The 16,710-nt window shown below is 62.7% G+C and carries 9 protein-coding genes; 5 read left to right on the top strand and 4 right to left on the bottom strand.

The genetic code is table 11. The features are described 5' to 3' along the window. Positions 1–3: 3 nt before the first annotated feature. Positions 4–1,752 (bottom strand): FAD-dependent oxidoreductase, encoded by a 1,749-nt coding sequence (locus PQR42_RS27045; protein ID WP_408388276.1) that lies wholly within the window; start codon positions 1,750–1,752, stop codon positions 4–6. A 212-nt stretch (positions 1,753–1,964) separates the two neighbouring features. After that, the gene (locus PQR42_RS27040; protein ID WP_408207634.1) at positions 1,965–2,900 is read right to left on the bottom strand and encodes a LysR family transcriptional regulator; all 936 of its coding nucleotides are present in this window, start codon (positions 2,898–2,900) and stop codon (positions 1,965–1,967) included. Positions 2,901–3,371: 471 nt separating this feature from the next. Here PQR42_RS27040 and PQR42_RS27035 point away from each other — a divergent pair, with 471 nt between their 5' ends. From PQR42_RS27035 to PQR42_RS27015, 5 genes are all read left to right on the top strand, one after another. Beyond that, positions 3,372–4,535 (top strand): porin, encoded by a 1,164-nt coding sequence (locus tag PQR42_RS27035; RefSeq protein ID WP_408388274.1) that lies wholly within the window; start codon positions 3,372–3,374, stop codon positions 4,533–4,535. Positions 4,536–4,717: 182 nt separating this feature from the next. Continuing rightward, the gene (locus tag PQR42_RS27030; protein WP_408388272.1) at positions 4,718–5,971 is read left to right on the top strand and encodes an efflux RND transporter periplasmic adaptor subunit; all 1,254 of its coding nucleotides are present in this window, start codon (positions 4,718–4,720) and stop codon (positions 5,969–5,971) included. A gap of 12 nt (positions 5,972–5,983) precedes the next feature. Beyond that, entirely contained in the window at positions 5,984–9,211 is a 3,228-nt protein-coding gene (locus PQR42_RS27025) for an efflux RND transporter permease subunit (protein WP_408388270.1), read from the top strand. Between the two features lies 1 nt (position 9,212). Continuing rightward, complete coding sequence (locus tag PQR42_RS27020; protein ID WP_408388268.1) at positions 9,213–10,673, top strand: efflux transporter outer membrane subunit; 1,461 nt, start codon at positions 9,213–9,215, stop codon at positions 10,671–10,673. 101 nt (positions 10,674–10,774) lie between these two features. Further along, positions 10,775–13,174: a carbohydrate-binding family V/XII gene (locus PQR42_RS27015; protein ID WP_408388266.1), complete on the top strand. Its 2,400-nt coding sequence runs from the start codon at positions 10,775–10,777 to the stop codon at positions 13,172–13,174. A 103-nt stretch (positions 13,175–13,277) separates the two neighbouring features. On the opposite strand, the gene PQR42_RS27010 is transcribed toward PQR42_RS27015, so the two are convergent. After that, positions 13,278–15,230: an AI-2E family transporter gene (locus PQR42_RS27010; protein WP_408388264.1), complete on the bottom strand. Its 1,953-nt coding sequence runs from the start codon at positions 15,228–15,230 to the stop codon at positions 13,278–13,280. A 136-nt stretch (positions 15,231–15,366) separates the two neighbouring features. Continuing rightward, a complete protein-coding gene (locus PQR42_RS27005; RefSeq protein WP_408388262.1) occupies positions 15,367–16,647 on the bottom strand; it encodes a DUF445 domain-containing protein in 1,281 nt (426 codons plus the stop codon). Positions 16,648–16,710: the final 63 nt, after the last annotated feature.

Genomic DNA, 16,710 nt, shown 5'->3' with positions numbered 1-16,710 from the left:
TTATCAGATTGTCAGCGCCGTGCTGATGGCGCGCTGCGTGGCCGCTGCGCTGCCGTCGCGCCAACGGGCGAGTACGTGGCCGTCGGGACGGATCAGATAGACCGTGCCGGGCGTGGCGTCGAGCATGTCGTGGAGACGGCCGGTGTGGTCGATCACGTTTGAGTTCGTGGCGTTTTGCGTGTCGTTCGTGACCAGCGTGACGGCGTTGAACGGGATACGTTGTTCGGCCAGCGTGCTCTGCAACTGCTGCCACGCGTCGTCCTGCGTTGCGTTCGCGCCGAAGCGCAGCGCGGTGAAGCAAGGCCCGAGCAGATCCGTCAGATGAATATCAACACCCACGCCATCGTCCATACGTCTGAGCCGGCATTCCGGCAGCACCGTGCCGGGCGCCGGGCCTTGCCTGAAAGCGTCGGGCACGTCGCCCGCTGCTTCGTTGAGCGGTGACCGCACATAGGCAATCGCATGCGTCTGCCGAGGATTGATCAGCGGACGCACGGCCGCATGCCGTTCGGCGAGGCCGAGCACCGCCTGGCGCATCAGATCGAAGGCGAATGAGGGCGGTGCCATGAATTCAGTGCTCTTCATTCCGTAACTCAGATTCTCACGTGCCGCGAACACGCGCTCGTCGCTGTAGCTGTCGAGCAGTCGCGGCGACGCCACGGCATTCACCACGCAGGCCAGTTTCCAGCCGAGGTTGTCCGCGTCGTCGATACCGGAATTGGCACCGCGCACGCCGAAAATCGGCACGAGATGCGCGGCGTCGCCCGCGAACAGCACCGGGCCGTGCCGGTAGCGTTCGAGCGTCAACGCGTTGGCCTTGTAGACGGTGATCCAGATCGGCGACCATGCACCAGTCTCGCCCATCGAGTCGAGCACGCTCTGCACGCGCGGCATGACGTTCTCGGGCTGCACGGCGGCTTCCGGGTCTTCGTCATCGCGAAGCTGGTAGTCGATGCGCCAGACGTTGTCGGGCTGCTTGTGCACCAGCACCGTCGAGCCGGGATTGGACGGCGGATCGAAGTAGGCGAGGCGCTCGGTGGCGCGCGCGCTGTCCAGTTCGATGTCCACGATCACATAGCGGCCTTCGTACGTGGTGCCGGTGAGCTTGAGGCCGAGCGCCTCGCGAATCGTGCTGCGGCCGCCGTCGCAGGCGACCACCCAGTCGGCGTGCATCTGCCATGCGGTGTCGCCGGTGCGCAGCGCGAGCGTCGCGCCACCCGAGCGCTCCTTGCTTTCCGGAGTCCCGTGACGGCCTTCCGCCGTATGTTGCTCGATGCCGGTCACGCGCGTCTGCCAGCGGATCTCGATCAGATCGGCATGCCGTTCCACCTCGTCGAGCAGCAACTGTTCGATCTGGTATTGCGCGATGTTGACCATCGGCGGCAGCGATTGCTCGTCGTCCTGATGCATGGCGAAGCGGAACACTTCGGTGTCGCGGTAGAAGCTGCGGCCGCCCGTCCACGGCAAGCCTTTTTGCAGGAAGCCTTGCACGACGCCAAGTCGCTTGAATATCTCCAGACTGCGCCGCGAGATGCAGATCGCGCGGCTGCCGGTGCAGACGCCGTCGTCGGCTTCGATCAGCACCGAGCGCACGCCCTGGCGAGCCAGCGCGAGCGCCAGCGTCATGCCGACCGGTCCGCCGCCGACGATCGCCACGGGCCGCCGGAGCGGGTCGCGCCCGTCGACGAGCGGCGGCACCACGCCCTCATAGTGACGAGGCGAAAACGGATAGGGTTTGAAGGGGTGGCTCATACGTGTCTCCTGGATCTTCGATGCCGGGGATTGCCCGCCGGGGCTGGTTAGCTCTTCGAGGCGGTGCGAATCGATAACGAAGTATGAAGGAGGGCGCGCGTGCGACTGTCCTCATTTTGGGTACAGCCGCGCCAGGCAAGCCGCGCCGCTGAAGCAGGCTCGCCTGGCCACCCGCGGGGGCCGGTTCGCCTGCGGCTCGCGGTCCGCGTGGACTACTTGCTGGCGGAGGCCGTGGAGGTCAAACGATCGGCGTTGGTGCGAAACCACTCGACCGAAAAGTCGACGAATGAGCGGGTTTTCGCGGAAATGTGACGTCGATCCGCGTACACGAGCGCGAGCTCCTTGTCGGCATTCGTGATGTGGAAGTCTGGCATGACCTGCTGGAGCGTGCCGTCGCGCAGATCGGCCAGCACATGATTCTCAGGCAATACCGCGATACCCATGCCCGCGAGCGCGGCTTGCCGCAGCATCGAGGCGTTGTTCACCACCAGCGTGGCGGCGAGCGTCACGCGTTTCTCGCGGCGCTCCGGTGAAACGAAGACCCAGTCGCCATCATGCGAGGCGGAAGCGAGGGCAAGTAACTTGTGGGAGGTCAGATCCGCCGGCCGCGAGGGAATCCCCTTGGCGGCAAGATAGTCGGGAGACGCGACGGCAATGGGGCGCACACTCAGCAAGGCGCGTCTGATCAGCGTGGTGCCGCTGATCTGCTTCGGCAGAACGATGCCGACATCGAAACCTTCTTTCACGAAATCAACGTGCTGATGCAGCAGTGTCAGGGATAGTTTGACATTCGGATACTGCCGCAGATATTCCTGCAGCAACGGCGTGAGGCTGGACAGTGAGAACGACGCGCCGGCGGCGAGCCTCAACGTACCGGAAGGCTCGGTGGTGCCGCGTATCGCCACCGTCTCGATCTCCTCGATTTCGTCGAGCACGTTGCGGCAGCCCTTTTGATAGATCTCGCCCTCTTCGGTCAGGGAGAGGCCGCGCGTATTGCGGTTGACGAGCCTGGTATTGAGGTGCGCCTCGAGCTGCTCGAGGTAGCGCGTGGCCATGGCATTCGAGATGCCGAGATTGGCCGCGGCCTGGCCGAATGACATTGTGTCAGCGATGTTGACAAATACTCGCATTGCCTGAAGCTGATTCATGATATTACCGACGATAAAGCAAATAACATTTGCGGGAAGATTAGAATTGTAACCTTTTCGAAAGTAAAACAGCGGCCTACGCCTTAAAATTTACAGGCTTGTAAAATATTATTTAATTGTGAGTCACGGTATCGGTGTTTATTTCTCAAAAAAAGATCGGGTTTTCGTCTGTTGGCACTCAACAACGGTTTGAATCTCACTGCCGTGATATCGAGAGTGCGTAGGCGTTCTACGCATTCGACGCTGCGCGGGCTTCGTGCCTAATTTCAAACGTTATCTCAAATAAAAATCAAAATACTTTTGCTTTATTGAATTCGGCATGTCGGGGGCGTGGCATCTAATATTTCAATTGCACGCAGAGTCTGTTTTCAATGCTGAATTAAATAAATGAAAGCAGGTGCATTGTGGTTGCGGCAGATTTTATTCTTATGTCCGCAGCCGAGTTTTAAGATTAAACGCCAAGGTATTCAAATGAAAAAAATCATTACTGCGACCGCCGTATCCGCCACGTTTGCGTGCGCGGCGCACGCTCAGAGCAGCGTCACGCTATACGGCATCGTCGACGCCGGTGTGACATACGTCAGCAATGAAGTCAGCAAGGATTCCACCGTGACGTCCGACGGGCGTGTCACGGGGGGCAAGGCCATGGTCGGCATGACCGGCGGCAATGTGCAGGTGAGCCGCTGGGGGCTGCGCGGTGTGGAGGATCTGGGTGGCGGACTGAAGACGGTCTTTAACCTGGAAAGCGGCTTCAACATCGCAAACGGCAAGCAGGCGGTGGCCAACACGCTGTTCAACCGTCAGGCGTATGTCGGTCTGTCCAACGAGTACGGTACGGTTTCGTTCGGCCGCCAGTACGACTCCGTGGTCGACTATCTTGCGCCGCTGACGGCGGCCGGCAGTTGGGGCGGCACGTATTTCGCGCATTACGGCGACAACGACAATGCCAACTCCTCGATCAGCGTGAACAATTCGGTCAAGTTCCAAAGCGCGAACTACGGTGGCTTCTCGATGAGCGGCCTGTATGGCTTCTCGAACAATGCGGGTTTCGCGGATAACCGCGCATACAGCGTCGGCGCGGGGTACCGCAACGGTGGTTTGCAGTTGGGCGCCGCCTATCTTCAGTACCAGGGCATGGATCTGAACCAGAGCAATGGCGCAGTCAACGGCGGCACCTTCGCGGCGTCCGCTGTCAGCGGCGTTCAGAATCAGCGCACCTGGGGGCTGGGCGGCAGCTACGCGTTCGGTCCGTTCGTGGTCGGCACCGTGTTTACACAGAGCCGTTTTCAGGACAAGTTTTCGGATATCTCGGTTCGCTACAACAACTATGAGGTCAATGCGCGCTACAACCTGACGCCGGAGCTGGGTCTGGGCGCGGCCTACACCTATACGCAGGCGCTGCGCGCGGCGCCGGGCACGAGCGACACGAATACCGGCGCGGCACACTGGAATCAGTTCGGCCTGCAGGCTGACTATTCGTTGTCCAAACGTACCGATCTCTACGCGGAAGCCGTCACACAGCTTGGCGCGAACAACGGCCGTGGGCTGAACACTGTGCAAATCAGCGGGACCTCCGCGCCGTCCACGGCGAGCAATCAGTTTCTCGTGACGACGGGCATCCGTCATCGCTTCTGATCCCACGCTGTCTCGGTTTTGCCGGGCCGCTCCGACCGACGATCCCTTCGGGGGCGTGAGCGGTTTCCAGTCAGCGCAATTCATTGGCGAATAACGGACGGCCGCGCTTCTGGCGCGGTCGGATCCAATCAATTGCCTTGGCGCGGACGTCCTGCTGTTGAACCATTTTTCATGGAACGTTCATGCCAGTTTCGCTGTTGAGATACCTGATTCGCTCGTTGAACGCGCCGAAGCGCCTGCTTGATAAGGGACTGAGACGGCCGGCGCTGGCGTTGAGTCTGTTCGCTTTACTGGCCGCTTGCGGCAAGCCAGCCGTGCCCGAAGCCTCCCAGCCGGTCGACGTCACGGTCATGACCGTAGTGCCGCGCGATACCCCTGTGGACTTCGAGTTTGTCGCCCAGACTCAAAGCTCGCGCGCCGTGGAAATTCGCGCGCGGGTGGACGGCTTCCTGGATAAGCGGACGTACACGGAAGGTCAGATGGTTCGTGAGGGCCAGACGCTCTTCCTCATGGATCCCAAGCCATTCGAGGCCGCATTGCAATCGGCGCAGGGCGCACTCGCCCAGCAGCAGGCACGGCTGGAGGTAGCGAAGGCCAATCTCGCGCGCGTCATGCCGCTCGCCGCGCAGAACGCATTGAGCAAGAAGGACCTCGACGACGCGACCGGGAGCGAGCGCGAGGCGCAAGCCGCCGTGATCGCCGCAAAAGGGCAGGTCCGGGCGGCGCAGCTGAATCTCGGCTACACCACGATCAAATCGCCGCTTGCCGGCTTGTCGAGTTATGCGAGACAGCAGGAAGGCAGTTATGTCACGCCGGCCCAATCCGGCCTGTTGACGTACGTCTATCAGATGGATCCCATGTGGGTCGAGTTCAGCATCTCCGAGAACGAGATGCTGCGATACCGTGATCAGATTTCAAAAGGCCAGCTGCGTTTTCCCGCCAACAATCAGTTCGAGATCTCGCTGCTGCTGGCCGACGGATCGGCGTTTCCCGCGCGCGGGCATATCGATTTTGCCAATCCCGTATTCAGCGCGGAAACCGGCACGTTCCTCGTGCGAGCTGTCTTCGCCAATGAAAAAGGCACGTTGCGTCCGGGGCAGTTCGTGCGCGCGAGAGTGTCGGGCGCCGTGCGGCCGAATGCCGTTCTGCTTCCTCAGCGTGCCGTGCAGCAAGGCGCGAAAAGCCATTTCGTGTGGACGGTCGACAAGGATAACAAGCCTCGCCAACGTTTCGTCGAGATTGGCGAATGGCAAGGCGACGACAGTTTCATCAACGACGGCTTGCGCGCCGGAGAAAGAGTCGTTGTGGACGGCGCGGTGCGGCTATCGCCCGATGCGCGGATCAGGATAGCGGGGCATGGTTCTTCCGCGGAGCATCCCGCGAAAGTCATGCCGCCCGTTGCGCAACAAGATTCCGAAGACCACTCTGCGCACTAGGCGGCAAACCGGATGAAGCTCTCCCATTTCTGTATCGACAGACCGATTTTCGCGTCCGTCATCTCCATTGTCATTGCGCTTGGCGGCCTGTTGGCCATGTTCGCGCTGCCGGTTGCCCAGTATCCCGACATCACGCCGCCGCAAATCACGATCACGGCCAGCTACCCCGGCGCAAGCGCCGACGTGGTGGCGAACAACGTTGCAGCACCCATCGAGCAGCAGGTGAACGGCGCGGACAACATGATCTACATGACCTCGTCGAGTTCGTCGACGGGCAGTCTGACGATCAACGTGTTCTTCCGTAACGGCACCAATCCCGATCTGGCCCAGGTCGACGTGCAGAACCGCGTCAACCTTGCTTTGCCGCAGCTGCCGCAGTCCGTGCAGTCGCAGGGAGTACAGGTGCAAAAAAAGTCTTCCGCGTTCATGATGGTGGTCGCGGTTTACTCACCCGATAACCGTGTCGATTCGACGTACGTCGCCAACTACGCGAACGTGTACGTACTCGATGCGCTCAAGCGCATTCCGGGCGCGAATCAGGCCAGCATCTTCGGCACGCCGGACTACGCCATGCGCATCTGGCTGCGCCCGGACCGCATGGCGCAGCTCGGCATTACGGCGACCGACGTGCAGAACGCGGTAGCCAACCAGAACCAGCAATTCGCGGTCGGGCGTCTCGGCCAGGCGCCGACCGGCGCGCCGGTCGAACAGTCGTTCGCGGTGACGACGAGCGGGCGTCTTTCCAGCTCCGCCGAATTCGACAACATCATCATTCGGGCGTCGAGCAACGGTGCGGCGATCGTGCGCTTGAAAGACGTGGGACGCGCCGAGCTCGGGCAGAAGGACTACTCGATACGCAGCAAATTCCAGGGCAAGCCCGCCACGGTGATCGCCGTCTACCAGCAGCCCGGCGCCAACGCGCTGGACGTGTCGAAGCAGGTGCGTGCCACGCTGGCGGACATGAAGCGGTCGTTTCCCGAGGGCGTCGATTACAGCATCGCCATGGATACCACCGACTTCACGCGTGCGTCCATTGCGGATGTGGTGAAGACATTTTTCGAAGCCGTCGTGCTGGTCGTGATCGTCGTATTCATCTTCCTGCAGAGCTTCCGCGCGACGCTGATTCCCGTGCTGGCGGTCCCGGTCTCCATCCTGGGGACGTTCATGGGCATGGCCGCGCTGGGTTTCTCGATCAACATGCTGACGATGTTCGGCATGGTGTTGGCAATCGGCATCGTGGTGGATGATGCGATCGTCGTGATCGAGAACGTCGAGCGCAACATGCGCGAGTTCGACCTCTCGCCGAATGCGGCGGCCAAGCGGGCGATGGATGAGGTGTCCGGCCCGGTCGTCACGATCGTGCTGGTCATGTGCGCCGTGTTCGTGCCGGTAGCGTTTCTGGGCGGCATCACAGGGCAGATGTACAGGCAGTTTGCCATCACCATTGCAATGTCAGTGGTCCTTTCCGGCATCGTCGCCCTGACATTGTCGCCGGCGCTGGCGGCGGTGTTGCTGAAACCGCGATTGCATGAAAAGCATCGTTTTTTCAAGTGGTTCGACAACGCGTTCGCTCGCGTCACGGTGGGCTATAACCGCGCCGTGGCGCTCGCGATCAGGCGGTTTGCCGTTGCGCTATTGCTGTTCGCCGGCATGGTCGTGCTCGCGGTCACGATGATGCGGTCCATTCCGCACGCCTTCCTGCCGCCTGAAGACCAGGGCTATCTGCTCGGCGCGGTCATCATGCCCGATGCGGCGAGTCTCGATCGCACGGGGCGCGTATCGTCGCGCGTCACCGACTACTTTGCGAAGCAGGCGGCGGTAGGCAGCGTCACGGTGGTCGACGGATACAGCCTGCTTGATAACCAGACCATGAACAACGCCTCGACGTTCTTTGTCGGATTGAAGGGATTCGACGAACGGTATTCATGGGCGAACATTCGCACACAGAATGCACATGCTCTGTTGCTTGGCGCGTATCAGGCCTTGTCACGCGTCAAGGAAGGCATCGTCGTGCCGGTCAATCCGCCTTCGATTCCGGGGCTCGGCACGACGGGCGGCACCGAGATGTGGATTCAGAGCAAAGGCGATGCGACCACTGCGCAACTCGCGCAGGTCGTACAGGATTTCGTCGCCAGGGCGAAGGCGCGCCCCGAACTGGCGGGCGTGACGTCGACCTTCAACGCGTTTTCGCAGCAGTTGCGTGTCGATGTCGATCGCGACAGGGCCGCCACGCTCGGCGTGCCGATCGACGAGATCTATAGCACGATGCAGACGATGTTCGGCTCGCTGTACGTGTCGCAGTTCAACCAGTCGAGCCGTCTGTGGCAGGTGATTCTTCAGGCGGAGCCGACTTACCGGTTAAAGCCAGCGGACCTCGATCAGGTCTTCGTGCGTAGCGCAGCCGGCACGATGGTGCCGCTCAAATCGGTCGTGACGTACCAGTACGTGACCGGCCCGTCGCTGATGACGCGCTTCAACGATTTCCCCGCCGTGATGGTGACCGCCAATGCGGCACCGGGCTATAGCTCGGGCGAAGTGATTGGCGTGCTCGAGGAACTGGCGCGAACCATGCCCGCAGGATATGGCGTGGGGTGGAGCGGCGAAGCGTACGAAGCTCGCCAGTCAGGCGGCACGTCCGGCCTCGTCTTCGTGTTCGGTCTGGTGATGGTGTTCCTGATTCTCGCCGCGCAATACGAACGCTGGAGCCTGCCGGTCGGCGTTCTGATGGCAGTGCCGTTCGCCCTGTTCGGCGCATTGCTGGCGATTCTGTTAAGAGGCCTGAACAACGACGTCTATTTCCAGATCGGCCTCACCATGCTGGTCGCACTCGCCGCCAAGAATGCGATCCTCATTTTCGAATTTGCGGTGCTCAATCGCGCACAAGGCGCATCGGCGTTCGATGCTGCAGTGACCGCTGCCCGAGACCGCTTGCGGCCCATCGTCATGACGTCGTTCGCTTTTATTCTCGGCTGCGTCCCGCTTGCCATCGCGACCGGCGCGTCGCAGAACAGCCGGCATTCCATCGGCACAGGCGTGATCGGCGGCATGTTGGGCGCAACCGGCGTTGCCGTCTTCTTCATTCCGATGTTCTTCTTCCTGCTCGAATCGATAAGCGAGCGGCGTGCCGTAAGAAAAAGAAGTGTCATGCCGGAAGGACGAAACGAACGCACAGCGTCCGGTTCGCCCTCGGTGGCTAACAGTTCGACGGGTGTGCAGCCCGGCGCGAAGCAGGATGCTTGACATGCGTCCAGTCCGTTCAAGTTTTCCCTGGGTGTCCGCATTCGGGCTTTGCCTGTGTCTGGGCGGATGCGTGTTGGGCCCCGACTACGCCAGGCCGTCTATCGACACCCCTGCCACGTTCCGCTTTGCGGAGGATACGCAGGCGCAAATCGCCGGTACGGCATGGTGGGCGCAGTTCGGCGATCCCGTGCTAAGCGACCTGATCTCAACGGCGCTCGCGCAAAACAGGGATCTGAAAATCGCAGCGGCCCGAGTCGACGAGTATCGCGGTCAATTCGTCAGCACGCGCTCGCAGTTGTTTCCGCAGGTCAGCGCCGGTTTCGACGCCGGCCGCCAGCGGGTCTCGCCACTTGCGCAGGCGTCGCTGCCGGCGGGTGCCGGTACGGTCTACAACTCGTTCAATGCCACGTTACCCATCTCATGGGAGATCGACGTATTCGGCCGCGTGCGACGTCAGACCGAAGCCGCGCGCGCGAATCTGCTCGCCAGCGAGGAAGGCCAGCGGGCCACCATCCTGTCGCTCGTTGCGTCCGTGGCGACCTCTTATATCAATCTGCGCAGTCTCGATCAGCAACTCGAGATTGCGAAAGCCACCGCGACGAGCCGCGCGGGTTCGGTGAAAGTCTTCGAACTGCGCTTCGAGGGCGGCCAGATCTCGCAGGTCGAGCTCGCGCAAAGTCAGTCGGAATATGAGGCGTCACTCGCGGATATTCCGGCCATCGAAGCGCAGATCGGGCAGCAGGAAGACGCGCTCTCGGGACTGCTTGGCCGCAACCCGGGGCCGATTCTTCGTGGCCGCACGCTCGACCAGTTTCAATCCCCCGCCGTGCCGGCCGGTTTGCCTTCGGCGTTGCTCGAGCGCCGTCCCGACGTGCTGCAGGCGGAACAGAATCTGATCGCCGCCAATGCGTTGATCGGCGCGGCGCGTGCGCTTTATTTTCCACAGATTTCGCTGACCGGGCTGCTGGGTTCGTCGAGCACGCAGTTGAGCAAGCTCTTCAGTGGGCCTGCGAACGCCTGGTCGTTCGCAGGCGCGCTCACACAGCCGATTTTCTCGGCCGGCAACATTGCTGGACAGGTCGACCAGGCCAAGGCACGGCAGCAACAGGCTCTGTATGCCTATCAGAAGTCGGTTCAGGCCGCATTCCAGGAAGTCAGCGACGCGCTGCTCGGCGTTGAGAAGTCGCGCGAACGGTTGATCGCGCAAGGACGGCAGGTCGACGCGCTGAACGCGTATGCGAGGCTCGCGCGGCAACGCTACGAAGGCGGCTACACCAGCTACATGGAAGTCCTCGATGCCGAGCGCAGCCTGTTTAGTGCGCAACTCGCCTATACGCAAACCCGCAGCAATGAATACACCTCTCTCGTCACGCTTTACAAGGCGCTGGGCGGCGGTTGGGGTGCCGACGCGCCGGCCGGCTTGGCGCGGGACGGGACGATGCAAACGGAGCAAACCAGATAGAAAAAAAGTGACGCCGGGTTCAACGAATGGTCAACAACGGGCGCGATGTAGCGACTGATGGGACAGCGAAACGTGAGGAATCCAACAAGGAGAATGAAGAGATGTCCAAACTGAACAAACACCTGACCATGCTGTTTGCTACGACGTGCCTTGCGTGGTGGGGCACGCAGACGGATGCGGCGAATCCCCCCGCAACGACGTCGCCGTCGGTTTGGCCTCGCAGCTTCGATGCCGACAATCAGCATGTCGAACTTTATCAGCCGCAGATCGAAACATGGGAAGGCAACCGCATATCGGGCCGCGCCGCGGTAGCTGTCGGCGCTAGCGACGGCACGCCGATCTACGGCGTTGCGCATTTTTCCGCCATTGCCTATATCGACAGGCTGTCGGGGCTCGCGCAACTCAGCCATATCGAAATCGGGAGCGTGGAGGTGCCGACCAACCCGGGCATCGCCGATCAGATCAGACAGGCGTTGTTGGCGCACTTGCCGTCAGCGGGGCTGACCACCTCGCTCGATGAACTGCAGACCAGCTACGCCGCATCGAAGCAACGCGCAGCCACGCAGAGCATGGCCGTGAAGAACGACGCTCCGCGTATCGTTTTTGCGACGCGGCCGACCGTGCTGGTCCTCGTGGACGGTGCGCCGGTCTGGCGGCCGCTGAGCGGCACCGATTATCGACGGACGCTGAACAGCCGCGCGTTGTTGCTGCAAGATGCGAGCGGCACCCTGTATCTGCACGCTGCGGGCTACTGGTATTCCGCCGCATCGGTGAGCAGCCACTGGGACGTGCGCAAAGCGCCGCCGCAGGCCCTGGTCGCGGCGGCGTATGCTGCCGAGGCGAGCGCGAAGGCCGATCCTCTGTTGCCGGCCAATGGGCAGCGGCCCGCACGGGTGCCGGTCGTGTTGCTCGCCACGGAGCCGACGGAACTGATCGTCGCCGACGGCCAGATGAAACTGACGCCGGTCGAGGGCGTCGGGCTGCTGTCGGTCTCCAATACCGACCACGCCGTCTTCGTGGACCCTTTGACGAACCAGTACTACGTGCTGATCTCTGGCCGATGGTTCCGCGCTGCCTCGGAAGGCGGGCCGTGGCAGTATGTCCCCGGCAAGGAACTTCCCGCGGACTTCGCGAAGATTTCCCCGCATGATCCCAAAGCAAACGTGCTGGTTTCCGTGCCGGGCACGCCTCAGGCCAGAGAGGCCGCCATCGCCGCCACGATTGCGCAGACAGCGACGGTCGCGCGCGCGAGCGCCATGCTGACCGTGGCATACGACGGCGCGCCGCGCTTCGCTTCGATCGCAGGTACTGCGCTGAGTTACGCGATCAATACCGCCACACCGGTGATCGGGGTCGATGCCGGCCACTACTACGCGGTGTCGAACGGCATCTGGTTCACCGCGGCTGCGCCTGAGGGCCCATGGCACGTCGCGACCGAAGTGCCGGGCGCGATTTACACCATTCCGGCCAATTCGCCGCTGCATTACGTGGTCTACGTGCGTATCTATTCCGTAACGCCCGATACCGTGGTCGTCGGATATACGCCAGGTTACATGGGCGTCGTCGTGAATGCCGACGGCACGGTGGTCTACGGCACGGGCTATGTGTATCCGCCGTATGTCGGCTCGGTCTACTACGGCTATCCGCCCACCTACGGTTACGACGCCGGCTTCGCGCTCAACGCGGTGGCGGGGTTCGCCTTCGGTTTCGCGGCGGGCGCGATCTGGGGCTCGGCCGAACCCTACTGGGGACCGTACTGGGGTGGCGCGGGATGGAACAACGTCAACGTGAACCAGGCCAACTTCTACGGACGCTGGGGACAAGGCACGGTCACGCATGCATCGGGGTGGAACCCGTGGACAGGTACTGAAGGGCGCGGCTCGGCGGTGTCCGGCTATAACCCCGCGACCGGGGCGCACTATCAGGGTAGCCGTGGCGCCGCGTTCAATCCGTACTCGGGGAACTATGCGGCCGGGCGCCAGGGTTCATTCGCGAATCCGTCGACCGGGCAGGAGGGCGCCGCGCGCGGTGGCATTGCCGGCAATCAGTACAACGGCAATTTTGCGGGCGGCCGCCAGGTGGCCGGCTATAACGCGCAGACCGGCCGGGCCGGCGCGGCCGAGTTCGGCGTTGCCGGCAACACGCAAACCGGCCAATACTCGACCGCCGGCAAGGGCTTCGTGACCAATCAGTCGAAAGGCAACACCGTGGCCTGGAACAACGGCGACGTCTACGCCGGGCATGACAGCAACGTCTACCAACACACCCAGGGCGGCGGTTGGCAACAACACACCGCGAATGGTTGGCAATCGGTCCAGCCGAAAGCGGACGTCGGCAGCGACCTGGAGCAGCAGCGCCAGGCGCGCGACGTCGGCCAGCAGAGATTCGATCACACGGCGGGTCAATGGGACGGCGGGAAAGGATCGGCGGGCGCCGGGCGTTTCGACGGCGGGGGACACTTTGCCGGCGGAGGGATGAGAGGCGGAGGATTCCGCCGGTGAACTTCCCTGCGATTGTCTTCGGTGGCCGGCATCAGATCATGAGAGAGGCATAGGCCGAACATCGATGCCAAGCCTTTCCCCTCCATCGGCCAGCAAGGCCTGTTCAGTCCGCTCCGCCCACGTGCGAAGGCTGGCGCGCGTGCTGCAGGCTCGACGCCGCCTGGCATTCCTCGATCATCGCGCGGAAGGTGGGGGCCGCGTGCGAAGCGCCGGTCGCGCCCGCCTCCGGGCCACCTTCCGGCGCGCCGCCGACGCCGACCACCAGCGTCGCTCGCGGCCGCCATTCGCGCGTGCGCCGCAGCATGTTGCGCAGATACGGCGGCGATTCCGGCGCATCGAGCGAGACGATGCAGATGATCGGCGCGTCCTTGAAGCTCGGTTCGTCGGCGCGCGCGCTGCGATAGCCGGAGTGCGTGGCCATCATCGGCGCGAGGCCCTGGCGGCCGAGCAACTGCACGGCGATCGCGGTGGTGACTTCATCGAACGAACCGCGTCCGGGCACGCACAGCACGGACGTTTTTTCGGTTTCACGGCGCATCTGTGGATGCGCTGAAATGTGGCTGTCGTGCCGCTCGGAAAGATCGGCGGAGGCCGAAGCGAGCAGCGCGCTCGCGGTGTCGGCGGGTTCGCTGCGCGCGAGGCGGTCCGGCAAGCCGTCGGCGATTTCCAGGTTTTCGACGATGTCCACCAGCGAGTCGTTGATGCGCTGCAACTGGTCCGGCATCAGCACGCCGCGCATCGCGTCGTTGCGGGCGAGCTTGAGGCCTTCGAGCGCGACCTTGTCGTAGTAGTCGATCAGCGACATCTCACGCAACAGGCGCTCCGCCTGCACAATGGCTTCGTGCGGATCGTCCGCGAGCAGCCGCTGATAAAAGTTCTGCGCCGGCGTGAGCGCGGGCTGATCGCCCAGCAGCACGGTGAGAAAGTTCAGCCGGTCGGCGTAGCGCCCCAGCGTGACCACGCACAACGTAAGCGGCGTCGACAGCACGAGGCCGATCGGCCCCCACAGCCAGCTCCAGAAAATCGCCGCCACCACCACCGCGAGCGGCGACAGGCCGGAGCGGTGGCCATACAACAGCGGCTCGGCGATCTGCCCCGCCACCACGTCGACGACGATGAACAGGATCAGCGTATAGACCGCCATGGTCCATTGCGGCTGAATCGCGGCCGCGAGGAACACGGCGAGAATCGCGGCGATCCAGATGCCGATATACGGCACGAAGCGCAGCAAGGCGGCGATCACGCCGAACAGCAGCGCACCCGGCACGCCGATGATGGCGAGACCGATAGCGATCACGCCCCCCGCGCTCAGATTCACACCGAGTTGCGCGACGAAGTAGCGGGAGAGACGCACGGCGGCGTCGTTGATCGCGGTGGTGGTGCGGTGCAGATCGCGCGAGCCGAACAGGCTGATCAACCGGTCGCGCAAATCCTCGCGTTGCAGCAGGATAAAAATCGTCACAACGAGCACGATGAAGGTCGTTTCGATCGGCGCGATGGCCGGCGACAACGCGCGTTGCGCGAGTTGCATCGGCGTGGGCGACGGCTCGTGCACTTCGACCTGCTGCGGCACGGCGGGCGCATTGCGCGCGGCGCGTCCGGTGGGACGCGGCGGGTTCGGCTTGGGCGGGGCCACGCGCTGCAACGCGACGGCGGCGCGGCTCATCAGCGAATCGGCGCGGCCGACGGTTTTTTCCTGCACCGTTTCGATCTTCTGCTCGATCGCCTCCTGATACTGCGGCAGGTCGGCCGCGAGTTGCACCAGTTGCGCACCGATCAGCGCACCCACCGCGAGCAAGCTGGCCAATGCGAACAATACGGCGATGAAGATCGACGGCAGTTGCCCCATATGGAAACGCCGCAACATCTGCACGAGCGGAGCGAGCAGGAAGCTGAGCAACACCGAGAGCGTGATCGGGATCAGCACCGCGCGGCCGAAGTACAACCCGCACACCACCACCACGCCGGTAATCACCGACGCGAGGCCATGCAGACTGGGCGTGCCCGGCGGATAAACGCGGTTCGGCCGCCCATGCGGCGGTAACGATATTTTCATGAGCACACTTTCCGATTAAGACGCGCTGCCGTTCTTATGCTCGCCGCTCGCGGACACAGAGAGGGAGTCCGGACAAAACGCTTGAGCAATTCATATGCCCGGATTGTAGGCGCTTTGACGCAGGGCGGCCCATTGCTCAGCCCATGTGCAGACGCAGCAACCCAAGCAATTGCGAGCTCGCATACAGCAGCAGGCCGATAAAGCCGCCGACAATCGTCCCATTGATGCGGATGTATTGCAGATCCTTACCAATGTTCAGTTCGATCTGCCGCGACATCTCGTGCGAGTCCCAGTTCTTGACCGTATCGCTGATATGGCGCGTCAGGAACTGCGCGAAGTCCGGCGCCATCGTGCGTGCGGCTTCTTCGAGGTGATCGTTGAGCGACTGGCGCAACGCCGGATCGTTCGCGAGTTCACGGCCGACCCATTGGCCCATCGCCACCACGCGCGCATGCAAGGCCGAGTCGCTGCTTTGCAGATCGCGCTTGAGCCACGCGCGCAATTCGCCCCACATGTCTTTCACATACGAACTGAGCGCGTCGCCTTCCACCAGATAGCGTTTCAGTTCCTCGCCTTTTTGCAGGAACGCGGGATCGGTTTTGAGCTTGACGATCAGCTTGTGGGCGGCGTCGTCGAACTTCTGGCGCAACTGATGCGTGGGATTCTCGCTGATCTGTTCGAGCATGCGGTTCACCGCGTTGGCGATGGCTTCGGCGCCTTTCTCGCCGAGCCATGCCGAAGGCAGGATCTTTTCCATCTTCGGGTACTCGCTCTTTACCCAGTCGACGATCCGTTCGGCGATGAACTCGCGCGCATGCGGTTCGCGCAGCAGCGCCACGACCTGTTCGATGCCGGCGTCGAGCAGCTCCTGATGGCGGCCGTCCTTGGTGAGCGTGTCGAGAATCGCGCCCATGGATTGCGACAGATCCACCTTGGCCAGCACGTCGCGCAGCGCGTCCTTGATGAAGACCTGGATGCGCACGTCGTCGGTCAATTCAAGAATGCCGCTGGTAAGCTTGACGACGTAGTCGCCCAGACGCGCGGTATTGGCCGGCTGCGTGAGCCAGCCCGTGATGCTGCGCGCCGGGTCGTGTTTCTGGATCAGGCCGACCAGCGAGGGCACATCCAGAAACTTGTCCTGCACGAACACCGCGAGGTTGTCGGCGATCTTGTGCTTGTTCCTCGGAATGATCGCGGTGTGCGCGGAGACGATCGGGATCGGCACGCGGCGAAACAGGGCGACTACCGCGAACCAGTCGGCGAGCGCGCCCACCATCGCGGCCTCGGCGATCGCCTTGATGCCGTCCACCCAGATGCCACGCGGCAAGAACGCGGTCACCACGAAAACGCAGGCGGCGGCGAGCAACAGCAGCAACGGGGTGCGCTTGGCCTTCTTCAGTTCGATTGCTTTGTTCATCGGCGGCAGGGCAGCGTGTCCAGGTCGATTGAGGGATGCGGGGCGCGTGGCTCGCGTGTCTGG

The sequence above is a fragment of the Paraburkholderia sediminicola genome (genome assembly GCF_046027355.1).
Taxonomy (GTDB): Bacteria; Pseudomonadota; Gammaproteobacteria; order Burkholderiales; family Burkholderiaceae; genus Paraburkholderia; species Paraburkholderia sediminicola_B.
This window is presented reverse-complemented; position numbering and strand designations above follow the sequence as displayed.

Coding starts and splice junctions, on each gene's coding strand:
- PQR42_RS27045 (WP_408388276.1), bottom strand. CDS start 1,752: ATGAGCCACCCCTTCAAACCCTATCCGTTTTCGCCTCGTCACTATGAG.
- PQR42_RS27040 (WP_408207634.1), bottom strand. CDS start 2,900: ATGAATCAGCTTCAGGCAATGCGAGTATTTGTCAACATCGCTGACACA.
- PQR42_RS27035 (WP_408388274.1), top strand. CDS start 3,372: ATGAAAAAAATCATTACTGCGACCGCCGTATCCGCCACGTTTGCGTGC.
- PQR42_RS27030 (WP_408388272.1), top strand. CDS start 4,718: ATGCCAGTTTCGCTGTTGAGATACCTGATTCGCTCGTTGAACGCGCCG.
- PQR42_RS27025 (WP_408388270.1), top strand. CDS start 5,984: ATGAAGCTCTCCCATTTCTGTATCGACAGACCGATTTTCGCGTCCGTC.
- PQR42_RS27020 (WP_408388268.1), top strand. CDS start 9,213: ATGCGTCCAGTCCGTTCAAGTTTTCCCTGGGTGTCCGCATTCGGGCTT.
- PQR42_RS27015 (WP_408388266.1), top strand. CDS start 10,775: ATGTCCAAACTGAACAAACACCTGACCATGCTGTTTGCTACGACGTGC.
- PQR42_RS27010 (WP_408388264.1), bottom strand. CDS start 15,230: ATGAAAATATCGTTACCGCCGCATGGGCGGCCGAACCGCGTTTATCCG.
- PQR42_RS27005 (WP_408388262.1), bottom strand. CDS start 16,647: ATGAACAAAGCAATCGAACTGAAGAAGGCCAAGCGCACCCCGTTGCTG.